Origin of the sequence: Micromonospora sp. NPDC052213 (assembly GCF_040679695.1) — a bacterium.
Classification (GTDB): Bacteria; Actinomycetota; Actinomycetes; order Mycobacteriales; family Micromonosporaceae; genus Micromonospora.
In genome coordinates this window covers 1-12,991 of record NZ_JBFAVI010000043.1, presented here as the reverse complement: position 1 = coordinate 12,991, position 12,991 = coordinate 1, and the positions used below count along the sequence as shown (strand labels likewise).

The following is a 12,991-nucleotide window of genomic DNA, read 5'->3' as shown; positions in this document are numbered from 1 at the left end:
CCGTGCGTACAGTTACCGCGCTGTTGCTCTCCGCTGCGGGACTGGGGAAGAGATGCCTCGACGCTGGGTGACCGCCGTCGCCTGTCTGCTGGCACTGGTCGCCCTCGCCTGCGAGGGCGGCGGGGACCCCGGCTCCCGCCCGCCGCGCGGGACGCCGTCGCCGGGCGGGTCCGGCGGCATCGCGGCGCTCGGCGACTCGATCAGCACCGGCTTCGGCTCCTGCCTGGTGCTGACCTCGTGCCAGCGCAACTCGTGGTCCACCGGGGACGGGCTGCGCGTGGACAGCCTCTACCGCCGACTGCTCGACCGCACCCCCGCCATCCGCGGCCGGGCCTACAACCACGCCCGCCCGGGAGCGCGCGCGGCGTCGCTGGAGGGACAGGCCCAGCAGGCGGTACGCGACCGCGTCGACCACGTGACCGTGCTGATCGGGGCCAACGACGTGTGCCGGGGCGGCATCGAGGCGATGACACCCGTGACGCGGTTCCGCGCGGAGGTGGACCGGGGCCTGCGGGTGCTGCGGCAGGGCCGGCCGAAGGCACGGGTGCTGGTGGTGAGCATCCCGGACCTGTACCGGCTCTGGGAGGTCGGGCACACCGACGCCCGGGCGGTCCGCGCCTGGAAGCGGGGCGTCTGCCCGGCGCTGCTGGCCGACCCGGCCTCGACGGACCCGCTGGACCGGGCCCGCCGGGCGGCCGTCCGGGAGCGGATCGACGACTACAACGCCCAGCTCGCCGCCGCCTGCAAGGCGTACGGCTCACGCTGCCGCTACGACGGCGGGGCGGTGCACCGGGTGCGGTTCGACCTGGACCTCGTCAACCCGCTGGACTGGTTCCACCCCAACGCCGCCGGCCAGGACCGCCTGGCCGACGTGGCCTGGCGCGCCTCGGGCCTCGCCTCCTGACCGGCCCGGACCGGTCGTCACGGGCACGGACCGGTCGCCACGGGCACGGACCGGTCGTCACGGGCACGGACCGGGCCGGAAGCCGGCACGGGCGGGGAGCCGACCCGGGGGATCAGGGTCGGCGGGGTGCGGGGACGGCGCGGGTGCCGTAGTGGCGGTAGAGGGCACGGGAACGGGCGGCCAGGTCCTTGGTGGCCGACGAGTTCGCCCAGGTGCCGAGGATGATCGCCGCCCCGGGCACCACCTTGGCGAAGAGCCGCTTCGCCGCGCGCACCCCGGCCATCTGGGCCAGGCGTACGCCCAGGCGCAGCATCACCTTCCCGAGCGGGTTCTGCCCGCCGCTGCCGAACAGGGCGCCGGCGCGCTCCCGCCCGGCGGCCACCCCGAGCGCGAGCCGGGCGCTCTCGGCCACCTTGTGCACCTTCTGCAGCACGAGCAGGTCGGTGGCCCGGTCGGGGTGCAGCGGGTCGACGCCGTACGCGGCGGCGACGTGCAGCACCATCCGGGCCTGGGTCCAGGCCAGCACGCCCACGTCGATCACGGCACCGGGCAGCCCGGCCGCCCCGGAGACGGCGCCGGAGAGCCGGGCGTGGTTGACGAACTTGCGTACGGCCTGCTCCGCCAGGGCCTCGACGGAGGCCCCGGGCTGCTCGGCCCGGGCCCGCGCGGCCCACTGCGCCGCCTCCGGCCCCAGCCGGCGCACGGCCTCCAGGGCGAGGTGCTCCGGGGCGTACTGCGGATCCTCCCGCATCCGGTCCCAGAGCTTGAGCGGCGGCGCCTCCGGGACCTCCTGCGGAGGCGCCGGCACCACCGCCGGCGGCTGGGGCGCTCCCGCGGCGGGCTGGGTGGGCTGGCCGTCGACGGGCGCGGAATCGGTCACGGGTTCTCCCGGGGGTCGGAGAGGTCGTCGGGGGTCAGCGGCGGTTCTGGAGCTTGGCGGCGAGGCCCTTCAGCTTCTGCTGGGTGCCGGGCTTGGCCAGCTCGCGCCGGCCACGGTCGATCAGTTGCCGGCCCTTCGGCGAGCGCAGGAAGGTGCTGATCCGCTGCATCAGAGACATGTCGTCCTCCTGTCGGTGGTGCCTCTTCCATGTGTACCCCGGAGCGACAACATCCGTACCCCGGACACCCGAACCGCAACCGTCCACTGTGGTCGGCGGAAGACTACTGGCCGGCCTCCAGGATCGCCTCGACGACCTCCGCGGCCCGCCACTCGCGCTTGGCGTAGTGCTCCGGGTAGGCCGAGATCTGCACCGCCTGGGCGGCGTCGGTCAGGCGCATCTGCTGCGAGTGCATGATCCCCGGGTTCACCCTTTCGGCCGATAGGATGGTCCACCTCACGGTCATCGCTGGGCGTCCGACGGTGGAGTTGCGGGGATACGCCCTGATTGCTGATCACGCGGCGGCCCCCCGGAAGCCGCCGGCAGGAATGCATGAGGATGGCGGGTACGTTCCCCGAACGGGTGCCGCCCCCGCGCGGCGACCCGTACGCACGACCCAGGGAGGTCCGCACCGGTGCTCGATCCACACGAGCTCTACGAACTCATCGACGAGCTGCCCGACCTCGGTCAGCCCGTCCTGATCCAGGCCCTCACCGGGTTCGTCGACGCCGGCAGCGCCACCCGACTGGCCAGGGAGCAGCTGCTCACCTCGCTGGACGCCCGCCCGATCGCCCGGTTCGACGTCGACCAGCTCTTCGACTACCGCTCGCGCCGGCCGGTGATGACCTTCGTCGAGGACCACTGGGAGTCGTACGACGCCCCGGCGTTGGAGCTGCACGTGCTGCGCGACGACGACGAGACGCCCTTCCTGCTGCTCACCGGCCCCGAGCCGGACCTGCAGTGGGAGCGCTTCGTGGCCGCCGTCGGCGCGCTCACCGCGCGGCTGGACGTCCGGCTCACCGTGGGGCTCAACGCGATCCCGATGGCCGTGCCGCACACCCGCCCCGCCGGGGTGACCGCGCACGCCACCCGGCGCGAGCTGATCGCCGGCTACGAGCCGTGGTTGCAGCGGGTGCAGGTGCCGGGCAGCGTCGGGCACCTGCTGGAGTTCCGCCTCGGCGAGCTGGGCCGCGACGCCCTGGGCTTCGCCGCCCACGTGCCGCACTACGTGGCGCAGACCGAGTACCCGGCCGCAGCCGAGGTGCTGCTCGCCTCCGTGTCCCGCAGCACCGGGCTGCTGCTGCCCCGCGACGGGCTGCGCTCGGCCGCCGAGGTGGTCCGGCTGGAGATCGACCGGCAGGTCGCGCAGACCGACGAGGCCGCCCAACTGGTGCAGGCCCTCGAGGAGCAGTACGACGCGTTCGCGCGGGGCCGGGGCGAGCGGAGCCTGCTCGCCAAGGAGACGGGGCCGCTGCCGACCGCCGACGAGCTGGGCGCCGAGCTGGAGCGGTTCCTGGCCGAGCAGACCCGCCCGGGCGACACCCCGAACACCTGACGGGCCGCCGGCGCGACACCCCGGGAGCTGACGCGGCGGCGCGGGCGCGGATGGGGCAGGCTGGACCCATGCGCCTGGCGACCTGGAACGTGAACTCGGTGAAGGCCCGCCTGCCCCGGCTGCTGGAGTGGCTGGCCGGCACCGGGCCGGACGTCGTCTGCCTGCAGGAGACGAAGTGCCCGGACGGGGCCTTCCCGGTGGCCGAGGTCGGCGAACTGGGCTACCACGTGGCCAGCCACAGCGACGGCCGGTGGAACGGGGTGGCGATCCTGTCCCGGGTCGGCCTGGCCGACGTGGTGGTGGGGTTCCCGGGCGAGCCGGGGTTCCCCGAGCCGGAGGCCCGGGCCATCTCCGCGACCTGCGACGGGGTGCGGGTCTGGTCGGTGTACGTGCCGAACGGCCGCACGCCGGACGACCCGCACTACGCGTACAAGTTGTCCTGGTTCGCGGCGCTGCGGGACGCCCTGGAGACGGAGTTGGCGAGCGGGGTGCCGCTGGCCGTCTGCGGTGACTTCAACGTCGCCCCGACCGACGCCGACGTCTGGGACCCGGCGGTGTTCACCCACTCCACGCACGTCACCCCGGCCGAGCGGGCGGCCCTCGCGGCGCTGCGCGACCTCGGGCTCTCCGACGTGGTGCCCACCCCGATGAAGGGCCCCCACCCGTTCACCTACTGGGACTACCGGGCGGGGATGTTCCACCAGAACAAGGGCATGCGGATCGACCTCGTGTACGCCTCGGCGCCGTTCACGCGGGCGGTCCGCTCGGCGTACGTGGACCGGGAGGCCCGCAAGGGCAAGGGCCCGTCCGACCATGCCCCGATCGTGGTGGACGCCGACCTGGTTCCGGCGGTCGAGTCGTTCTGAGCCCCGACGGCGTGACTAGGGTGGAGCCATGGCAGTCGTGAAGATCAACGCGATCGACGTCCCTCCCGGCGCGGGCGAGGAGCTGGAGAAGCGGTTCGCCGCCCGGGCCGGCGCCGTGGAGAACTCCCCCGGGTTCCTCGGCTTCGAGCTGCTGCGCCCGGTCGCCGGGGAGAACCGCTACTTCGTCTACACGCGGTGGGAGAGCGAGGAGGCCTACCAGGCGTGGGCCGCCGGCCCCTCCCGCGCCGCCCATGCCGGCACGGGCGAACGGCGCCCCCCGGTCGCCTCGGGCGCCAGCCTGCTGGAGTTCGAGGTCGTCCAGCAGGTCCCGCCCCGCCCCTGACCCGTCCCGGGTGGGTCAGGCGGGGCGGGAGGAGGTCAGGGTGGCGAAGGCGATGATGTTGTCGGCGTAGCCCGTCCGGCCGCCGAGCCAGTCGCCGCCGCAGGTGATGAGGCGCAGACCCGGCGGGCCCTCGTCGCCGTAGACCCGCTCCGCCGGCAGCCGCTCCTTCGGGAAGTGCTCCACCGAGTCGACCCGGAACACCACGACCGAGCGGTCCGCCCGGGTCACCTCGACCGTGTCCCCCGGGCGCAGCCTGTGCAGGTCGTAGAAGACCGACGGGCCGCTCTTGGTGTCCACGTGCCCCACGATGACCGCCGGGCCCGGCTCGCCCGGGGTCGGGCCCCGGTCGTACCAGCCGGTCTCGTCGGCCCGGTCCAGCGGCGGGACGGCGATCGAGCCGTCCCGGGCCTCGCCCACGGGCGCCACCGGCGCGGCCACCTCGATCGAGGGGATCGACAGGCGTACGGGCCGGCTGGCCGACAGGGCGCCGCTCTCGCCGCGGGCCGGACGCGACTCCCCCGCGCCGGCGGCCCAGTCGAACGGCCCGGCCGTCCTCCCCAGCCCCGCCCCGGTGGCGAATACCCCGACCAGCACCAGCACCACGGCCAGCGGCACCGACCAGGGGCGGCGTCCGGGCGGCGGACGCCGGCGGGCCGCTGCGGCGGGCAACTGGGGGGCGGGCGAGGTGGCCATGAGCGGGCTCACCGTCGGGCGGCGTCACGGCCGGAGCGCGGGCGGCGCGCCGCGACCACCGCGAGGACGATGCCGGCCACGGTCAGCGCCAGACCACCGGGAAGCAGCAGCCCGCCGGTGAACCCGCCGTCGCCTCCGCCGAAGCCCGTCGCCGGGCCGCGACTGGGCTTCACCGCCTTGACCACCTGGAGCATGGTCGAGGCGGTCTCCCCGTCGGGGCACTCCAGCTTGACCCGGTAGTTGCCGGGCCGGGTGCGCTCGCGCACCATCGGCGCGGCGGTCAGCAGCCCGCGCTGCGGCTGCACCTGCACCCGGCCGAAGGCGTCCGAGACCACGATCGCGGGGATCGAGTTGTCCCGGCAACTGGCCCGGATGCCGACGAGGAAGCCCGGCTGCACGGTGCTCGGGCTGACCTCGACGAAGACGGTGGGCTCCGGTGGCTTCGGCTGCGGCGGGCCCCCCGGCGCGGGCTCCGCCCGCAATCCGGCAACGGGGAGGCCGACGGCGACAGGGAGGCCGGTGGCAGCGGGGAGGCCGGTGGCAGCGGGGAGGCCGGTGGCAGCGGGGAGGCCGGTGGTCGGCGGGGCGGCCCCGGCCGGCCAGGCCGCGAGCAGCGGGCCGGCGAGCGCGGTCGCGATCGCCAGCGCCAGACCGCCGCGGTGCACTGACACGACGCCACCTCCCGGCGCGTTGAGGCAGTGCCGGGCAACACCAGGAGCCCGGCCTGCCGTACGGGATGGATCCTCTCATCCCCGGGCGAACATCACATCCGATCCGGCGCGGTCGTCGCGTACGCTCGGGTCGTTGTGACCTCCATCGACTCTCCCGCCGCCGCGCCCGCGCCGCCCGCCGCCCGGACGATCCGCACCTTCCATCCGCGCCGCGGCCGGATGAGCAGCCGCCAGACGGAGGCGTTGGACCGGCTCTGGCCGGTCCACGGCCTGCTCGTCCCGGACGAGCCCGGCACGCCGGTGGACCTGGCCGGCCTGTTCGGCCGTCGGGCCCCGGTGGTGGTGGAGATCGGGTCCGGGATGGGCGACACCACCGCCGCGATGGCCGCCGCCGACCCGGATCGAGACTATCTGGCGGTCGAGGTGCACACGCCCGGAATCGCCAACCTGCTGGACCTGGTGGACCGGCACGGCCTGCGCAACGTGCGGGTGGCGCAGGGCGACGCGCTGGACCTGGTGGCGGGCCTGCCGGCGGCGTCGCTGGACGCGGTGCACGTCTTCTTCCCGGACCCGTGGCCCAAGTCGCGGCACCACAAGCGGCGGATCATCCAGCCGGCCCACGTCGCGCTGCTGCGCTCCCGGCTGGCGCCCGGCGGCACCCTGCACTGCGCCACCGACTGGGCCGAGTACGCCGAGGCGATGCGGGAGACCCTGGACGCCGACCCGGGGCTGGTCAACGCGCACGAGGGCTTCGCCCCCCGCCCGCCACACCGCCCGGTCACCAAGTTCGAACGCCGAGCCCTGACGGCCGGCCGCCCGGTCTTCGACCTGATCTACCGGCGGGCGTGACAGAAGGCCCGGTCACCGTATTCCACGGTGCGGGGTCTCGTTCCCCACGCCCGACGGTCCGGGGCCGGTTGGCGCGCGGGGGCATGATCCAGGCACCATGGGACCCGCTATGACGCTCACCGCCGCGCTGCCGACCAGCGCCGACCCCGACACCCTCTTCGACGCGTTCGCCGGCTGGGCGAAGGAGCGCGGCCTCGACCTCTACCCCCACCAGGAGGAGGCGGTCATCGAGATCGTCTCCGGCGCCAACGTGATCATGAATACGCCGACCGGCTCCGGTAAGAGCCTGGTGGCGATCGCGGCGCACTTCGCGGCCCTGGCCGACGACCGGACCACCTTCTACACCGCCCCGATCAAGGCCCTGGTGTCGGAGAAGTTCTTCGCCCTCTGCGAGGTCTTCGGCGCCGACAACGTCGGCATGCTGACCGGCGACGCCAGCGTCAACGCCGACGCCCCGATCATCTGCTGCACGGCCGAGATCCTGGCCAACCTGGCGCTGCGCGAGGGCGACCGGGCCGACGTCGGCCAGGTGATCATGGACGAGTTCCACTTCTACGCCGAGCCGGACCGCGGCTGGGCGTGGCAGGTGCCGCTGATCGAGCTGCCGCAGGCCCAGTTCGTCCTCATGTCGGCCACGCTCGGCGACACCACCCGCTTCGTCGACGACCTGACCCGGCGCACCGGCCGGCCCACCGCCGTCGTCCGCTCGGCCGAGCGGCCGGTCCCGCTCCTCTTCTCGTACGCGATGACGCCGCTGCACGAGACCCTGGAGGAGCTGCTGGAGACGAAGCAGGCGCCGGTCTACGTCGTGCACTTCACCCAGGCCGCCGCCCTGGAACGCGCCCAGGCCCTGATGAGCGTGAACGTCTGCACCCGGGCCGAGAAGGACATGATCGCCCAGGCCATCGGGAACTTCCGGTTCACCTCCGGCTTCGGCAAGACCCTGTCCCGGCTGGTCCGGCACGGCATCGGCGTGCACCACGCCGGCATGCTGCCCAAGTACCGCCGGCTGGTGGAGACCCTCGCCCAGGCCGGCCTGCTCAAGGTCATCTGCGGCACGGACACCCTCGGCGTCGGGATCAACGTGCCGATCCGCACCGTGCTGTTCACCGGCCTGTCCAAGTACGACGGCGTGCGCACCCGGCTGCTCAAGGCCCGCGAGTTCCACCAGATCGCCGGACGGGCCGGTCGGGCCGGCTTCGACACCATCGGCCGGGTGGTGGTGCAGGCCCCGGAGCACGTCATCGACAACGAGAAGGCCCTGGCCAAGGCCGGCGACGACCCGAAGAAGCGGCGCAAGGTGGTGCGCAAGAAGCCGCCGGAGGGGTCGATCGGCTGGGGCAAGCCCACCTTCGAGCGCCTGGTCGAGGCCGAGCCCGAGCCGTTGACGTCCAGCTTCCAGGTCAGCCACTCGATGCTGCTCAACGTGATCGGCCGCCCCGGCGACGCGTTCGCGGCGATGCGGCACCTGCTCACCGACAACCACGAGGACCGGGCCGCCCAGCGCCGGCACATCCGGCGCGCCATCGCCATCTACCGGGCGCTGCGCGCCGGCGGGGTGGTCGAGCAGCTCGACGAGCCGGACGAGACCGGACGGCGGGTCCGTCTCACCGTCGACCTCCAGCTCGACTTCGCCCTCAACCAGCCGTTGTCACCGCTGGCCCTCGCGGCGATCGAGCTGCTCGACGTCGAGTCCCCCTCGTACGCCCTCGACGTCCTCTCGGTGATCGAGTCGATCCTCGACGACCCGCGCCAGGTGCTCTCCGCGCAGCAGTTCAAGGCCCGCGGCGAGGCGGTCGCCGCGATGAAGGCCGAGGGGATCGAGTACGAGGCCCGACTCGAACTGCTCGACGAGGTGACCTGGCCCAAGCCCCTCGCGGAGCTGCTGGAGTCGGCGTACGAGATGTACCGCCAGGGCCACCCGTGGGTGGCCGACCACCAGCTCTCCCCGAAGTCCGTGGTGCGGGACATGTACGAGCGGGCGATGACCTTCACGGAGTACGTCCAGTTCTACGGGCTGTCCCGCTCCGAGGGCCTCGTGCTGCGCTACCTCGCGGACGCGTACAAGACGCTGCGGCAGACCGTGCCCGAGGACGCGAAGACCGAGGAGCTGGTCGACCTCATCGAGTGGCTCGGCGAGCTGGTCCGCCAGGTCGACTCCAGCCTGATCGACGAGTGGGAGCGGCTGCGCAACCCCACCGACGCCGCCGAGGCGGCCGAGGCGCTGGACGACCGCGTCCCGGCGGTCACCCGCAACGCCCGCGCCTTCCGGGTGCTGGTGCGCAACGCCCTGTTCCGCCGGGTCGAGCTGGCCGCGCTGCGCCGCTGGCACGACCTCGGCGAACTGGACGCCGCGTCGGGCTGGGACGCCGACGCCTGGGCCGACGCGCTGGAGCCGTACTTCGAGGCGTACGACTCGATCGGGGTGGGACCGGACGCGCGCGGGCCGGCGCTGCTCATGATCGAACAGGGTCGGGAACGGTGGAGCGTACGGCAGATCCTGGACGACCCCGAGGGCGACCACGACTGGGGCATCAGCGCCGAGGTCGACCTCGCCGCCTCCGACGAGGCGGGCGCCGCGGTGGTCCGGATCACCTCCGTCAGCCAACTCTAGGTCGTTCCATGGGACCGCCCGGGATGCCCCGGGCGGTCCCATCCGTTCGAGGATGACGAGTCACGCCGGTGCGGAGCTGAGGTCCGCCACGTAGACAGGGGCGACCGGACACGTCCAGGTCTGGTTGGCTGGCTCAGCGGATCTTGCGCGGGCACGGTGCCGACGGTCATTCGGGACGCTGTGCGATGAAGACCATCTCGCGACCTGGCCGGTCCGGTGCCTGCCGTACCTCGCTGACGAGATAGCCCGCGCCGGCGAGGGATGCGGCCACCTCGTCGCGGCGACGAAACCGCAGGGTGGAGTCGGACGTCAACCGCGTGCCGTCCGACGCGAAGACGAACGTCCAGCGGAAGGAGACCAGGTCGCCGCTGACGTCGATCAGGTCGACCCACGTCTCGACCTCGCCAACGCCTGGGATCATCGTGTGCTTGTGCGATCGTTCGTGGTTCCACTCCAACCACGCTTTCGCCGTCGGGTCGCGGGTCTCGAAGACCAGGCGTCCTCCTGGGCGCAGCGCCGCGTGCGCCGCCAGCAGAGTCGAGGCCCAGTCCTCGTCGGTCAGGAAGACCTGGGCGACGTTCGCGGTCATCGTCGCCAGATCCACCTGGAGCGGGGGCAGGTCCACCGCGTAACCGTGCAGCCACCGCACCCGATCGGCACCGGGCTTGGTCCGTGCGACCTCCAACGACGCCGCCGCCGGGTCCACCGCTGTCACGTCCAGGTCCTGGTGGGCGAGCAGACACGCGAAGGTGCCGGTACCGCAGCCGATGTCGAGGACGCTGTGCGCGCCGAACTCCCGGGCCATGGCCGCGTATACGTCCAGGTCACTGCGGTCGGGATCCAGGGGGTCGTAGACCTCGGCCAGACGGCGCTCCGCGAAGATCGGGTCAGCCACGCGGTCACCGTATCCTCCTGGTCCGGAGTGGACGAGCGAGTTCGCGTCGTCCGGGCCGGCAGACAAGTCGGCGGCGTGACCACGGCTTCTGGGGCAACTCTGGGCGTCGGCCGGGTCGGCTACGCTGCGCTGGCTCCCTGCCCGGCGATCGTGGTCGGCCGGGTTTCCACCCTCCTGTGAAGAGAGACGACGTGAACATTCGACGGTGGGGCGTCGGCGTGCTCGCCGCCGCCCTGTTCGTGCCCGGTCTGGCCGCTTGCAAGTCGGACGAACCGGCGCCGGCTGCCGGCGGCCCGGCCGCGTCGGCCATCCCCTCCGATCCGAAAGAGGCGCTGCTCGCCTCCATGAAGGAGATCGAGAAGGGCAACTTCACCTTCGTCGTGACCAGTGACGGGGACTTCGCCGTAAGCGGCACGGTGCACCTGCCGTCGAAGAGCGCCGAGATGAAGATGGGTGGCCAGGCCACCGAAGACCTCACCATGCAGACGCATTTCGTCCACATCGACGCCGACACCTGGGCCCTGCTCGAGTTCGGTGGCGCGATGGCCGAGATGATCCCCGAGGTCCACGCCCTCAAGGGCAAGTACCAGCATCTCGACCGGTCGAAGATCAAGGACGTCAAGGATCTCCAGTTCGACTTCGTCGATGTCGACCCGGCCGGCACCAAGCCACTCATCGAGGCGATCACCGAGGTCGAGAAGACCGGCGAGGGCGCGTACGCGGGAACGGTTGACGGGTCCAAGGCCACCGACTCGGATTGGTTCGACGCCGACACGCTGAAGGAACTCGGCGGCAAGGCTGGAGCGATTCCCTTCACCGCGCAGCTCGACGGCCAGGGGCGGCTGAGCAAGATGACCCTTCAGATGCCCGCGTCGGCCACGAGCAAGGCGCAGGAAATCACCGTCACCTACGCCGACTACGGAACCGCCAACCCGGTGCAGAAGCCACCGGCGGACAAGATCGTCGAGGCGTCCGACGACGTCTACGACATGCTCACCTGAGCATCGGTCTGCGGGGACGGGGCGGCGTTCTGCCGCCCCGTCCCGCGTCACACACCCCGCTCCTCGTGCCGCTCGGCGGCCATCTCGTCGCAAGTTGCTCGGTCACAGGCAACCTCGTTCGCCGCCTGGGCGATGTCACACCGGTCGATTAGAATGTATGTACTAATCGAGTTCCTGACCTGGGAGGACGCCCGTGACCACGCCCGCCTCCGCCCCACCCACCCCCTACGCCACCCTGCTCGGCTTCACCCGCTACGTCGACCGCACCGGCCCGACCAAGGCCACCTTCGTCGGGGGCCTGCGCAAGCAGCGGGTCAGCCGCTCCGGCTTCAACCCGCACGGCCAGTTCGTCAAGGCGCTCAAGGCCGACATCGCCTTCCACACCGGCGGCACCCACCTCGACCAGGTGGCCGACGTGGTCAAGCCCCGCTGGCGCCCGCTCTACGAGGCCCTCGTCCCCGGCGCGCGGGCCTGGCTGCACTCCCTCGGCGAGCCGAGGGCCGTCGACCTCGCCCAGACCCGCGACGCGCTCGCCATGCTCGGCGACCTGCCCGTCAAGATCAACCCCCAGTTCGGCGTACGCCACGCCGACGGTCGCGTCGAGGCCGTCCGCCTGCACTTCGACGAGGCCCCGCCCAGCCCGGAGGCGGTGCTGGCCACCCTGCACCTGATGGCCCGGCACATGGACGCGGTACTCCCGCACGCCGAGCCGGTCCTGGTGGACGTCCGCCGGGGCGAGGCCCACCGCATGCCCGCCGACGCCCGGCCCGAGCAGATCGAGCGTTGGCTGGCCGGCGAGGCGGCCGCCTTCCAGGCGATCTGGGCCACGGCCGCCTGACCCACCCACCACCCGACCCCTCGACGGGCCCACCCGGGGCCCCGACGCGCGCCACCTTCCGGAGCCGGCCGACACCGCGCCCCGGGAGGTGGCGCGTCGCCGTTCCGGCGGGCCGCCGCGCCGGCGACCACCCGGAGGCCACGTCCTTCGGGCGCGATTCGCCCAGGTCGGCGACAGAACGCGGCGCGGCGACAATCACTTTCCCCGTCAACGGTTGAGCCTTCAACCATCTCCGGGTACGGTGATCCCCGGCGGCATCCGACAGACCCGGCGGACCGAGATCCGGGCTGCGGGACGTTCCGCCCGCCGGTCGCGTCGCGCCCGGCCGTCCGCGACACGGCGCGCGTCGACCCGACCGGCCGTTCGGCAGTCCACCAGCATGAGGAGCAGAACCATGACCCTGCCCACCACCGTCCGTGACGTCGCGATGCTGCTCGCCCGGATCGGCGTCGGCATCGTCTTCTTCGCCCACGGCTGGCAGAAGCTGGTCACCAACGGCGTCGACGGGACCGCCGCCTTCTTCGACCAGGCCGGCGTACCCCTGCCGACCCTGTCCGCGTGGTTCGCCACGGGCGTCGAGCTGCTCGGCGGCGCGGCGCTGATCCTCGGCGCGGTCGTCCCGATCGCCGGTGTCCTGCTCGCGCTGGACATGCTCGGCGCGTTCATCTTCGTGCACGCCGGCAACGGCCTGTTCGTGGACAAGGGCGGCTACGAGCTCGTCCTCGTCCTCGGCGCGGCGAGCCTGCTGCTGGCGGCGATCGGGGCCGGCCGGCTCAGCGTCGACCACCTGCTGACCGGCCGCCGCCGGGCCGTCGAACCGGCCCCCGCCGGCCGGGCCTGACCCGCACAACGCAGTGGTGGCCGCACCGGGGACGGTGCGGCCA

At 73.1% G+C, this 12,991-nt stretch carries 15 protein-coding genes; 9 read left to right on the top strand and 6 right to left on the bottom strand.

The annotated features are described in order from the left end of the window. Positions 1 to 52 precede the first annotated feature (52 nt). Complete coding sequence (locus AB0L34_RS13735) at positions 53 to 904, top strand: GDSL-type esterase/lipase family protein (RefSeq protein WP_357452027.1); 852 nt, start codon at positions 53 to 55, stop codon at positions 902 to 904. Between the two features lie 112 nt (positions 905 to 1,016). Here AB0L34_RS13735 and AB0L34_RS13730 read toward each other — a convergent pair whose 3' ends face one another. The 3 genes from AB0L34_RS13730 to AB0L34_RS13720 form a co-directional block, all read right to left on the bottom strand. Then, positions 1,017 to 1,784, bottom strand: a complete 768-nt coding sequence (locus AB0L34_RS13730) for an EcsC family protein (protein ID WP_363704729.1) — start codon at positions 1,782 to 1,784, stop codon at positions 1,017 to 1,019. A gap of 34 nt (positions 1,785 to 1,818) precedes the next feature. Further along, a complete protein-coding gene (locus AB0L34_RS13725; protein WP_363704727.1) occupies positions 1,819 to 1,962 on the bottom strand; it encodes a hypothetical protein in 144 nt (47 codons plus the stop codon). 103 nt (positions 1,963 to 2,065) lie between these two features. Further along, positions 2,066 to 2,197: a hypothetical protein gene (locus tag AB0L34_RS13720; RefSeq protein ID WP_363704725.1), complete on the bottom strand. Its 132-nt coding sequence runs from the start codon at positions 2,195 to 2,197 to the stop codon at positions 2,066 to 2,068. Positions 2,198 to 2,416: 219 nt separating this feature from the next. Between AB0L34_RS13720 and AB0L34_RS13715 the strand changes: the two genes are divergently transcribed. The 3 genes from AB0L34_RS13715 (at position 2,417) to AB0L34_RS13705 (ending at position 4,546) form a co-directional block, all read left to right on the top strand. Beyond that, positions 2,417 to 3,337, top strand: coding sequence for a PAC2 family protein (locus tag AB0L34_RS13715; RefSeq protein WP_357452016.1), 921 nt, complete (start codon positions 2,417 to 2,419; stop codon positions 3,335 to 3,337). 68 nt (positions 3,338 to 3,405) lie between these two features. Then, a complete protein-coding gene (locus AB0L34_RS13710; protein WP_363704723.1) occupies positions 3,406 to 4,203 on the top strand; it encodes an exodeoxyribonuclease III in 798 nt (265 codons plus the stop codon). Between the two features lie 28 nt (positions 4,204 to 4,231). After that, a complete protein-coding gene (locus AB0L34_RS13705; protein WP_357452010.1) occupies positions 4,232 to 4,546 on the top strand; it encodes an antibiotic biosynthesis monooxygenase in 315 nt (104 codons plus the stop codon). A gap of 15 nt (positions 4,547 to 4,561) precedes the next feature. Here the strand turns inward: AB0L34_RS13705 and AB0L34_RS13700 are convergent, their stop codons facing one another. Next, entirely contained in the window at positions 4,562 to 5,239 is a 678-nt protein-coding gene (locus AB0L34_RS13700; RefSeq protein WP_363704721.1) for a class F sortase, read from the bottom strand. A gap of 8 nt (positions 5,240 to 5,247) precedes the next feature. Further along, positions 5,248 to 5,904 (bottom strand): hypothetical protein, encoded by a 657-nt coding sequence (locus AB0L34_RS13695; protein WP_363704771.1) that lies wholly within the window; start codon positions 5,902 to 5,904, stop codon positions 5,248 to 5,250. A gap of 225 nt (positions 5,905 to 6,129) precedes the next feature. Between AB0L34_RS13695 and trmB the strand changes: the two genes are divergently transcribed. Both trmB and AB0L34_RS13685 read left to right on the top strand, forming a co-directional pair. Beyond that, positions 6,130 to 6,759, top strand: a complete 630-nt coding sequence (trmB, locus tag AB0L34_RS13690; RefSeq protein WP_363704769.1) for a tRNA (guanosine(46)-N7)-methyltransferase TrmB — start codon at positions 6,130 to 6,132, stop codon at positions 6,757 to 6,759. A gap of 109 nt (positions 6,760 to 6,868) precedes the next feature. Then, on the top strand, positions 6,869 to 9,373 hold the full coding sequence (locus tag AB0L34_RS13685) for a DUF3516 domain-containing protein (protein ID WP_363704719.1): 2,505 nt from the start codon (positions 6,869 to 6,871) through the stop codon (positions 9,371 to 9,373). Between the two features lie 166 nt (positions 9,374 to 9,539). On the opposite strand, the gene AB0L34_RS13680 is transcribed toward AB0L34_RS13685, so the two are convergent. Next, entirely contained in the window at positions 9,540 to 10,268 is a 729-nt protein-coding gene (locus AB0L34_RS13680) for a class I SAM-dependent methyltransferase (RefSeq protein WP_363704717.1), read from the bottom strand. 218 nt (positions 10,269 to 10,486) lie between these two features. On the opposite strand from AB0L34_RS13680, the gene AB0L34_RS13675 reads away from it, so the two are divergent. The 3 genes from AB0L34_RS13675 to AB0L34_RS13665 all read left to right on the top strand — a co-directional run bounded on the left by AB0L34_RS13675 (position 10,487) and on the right by AB0L34_RS13665 (position 12,948). Further along, complete coding sequence (locus AB0L34_RS13675; protein ID WP_363704715.1) at positions 10,487 to 11,269, top strand: hypothetical protein; 783 nt, start codon at positions 10,487 to 10,489, stop codon at positions 11,267 to 11,269. Positions 11,270 to 11,462: 193 nt separating this feature from the next. After that, positions 11,463 to 12,107 (top strand): hypothetical protein, encoded by a 645-nt coding sequence (locus tag AB0L34_RS13670; RefSeq protein ID WP_363704713.1) that lies wholly within the window; start codon positions 11,463 to 11,465, stop codon positions 12,105 to 12,107. Positions 12,108 to 12,501: 394 nt separating this feature from the next. Next, positions 12,502 to 12,948 (top strand): DoxX family protein, encoded by a 447-nt coding sequence (locus AB0L34_RS13665; protein WP_363704711.1) that lies wholly within the window; start codon positions 12,502 to 12,504, stop codon positions 12,946 to 12,948. Positions 12,949 to 12,991 lie beyond the last annotated feature (43 nt).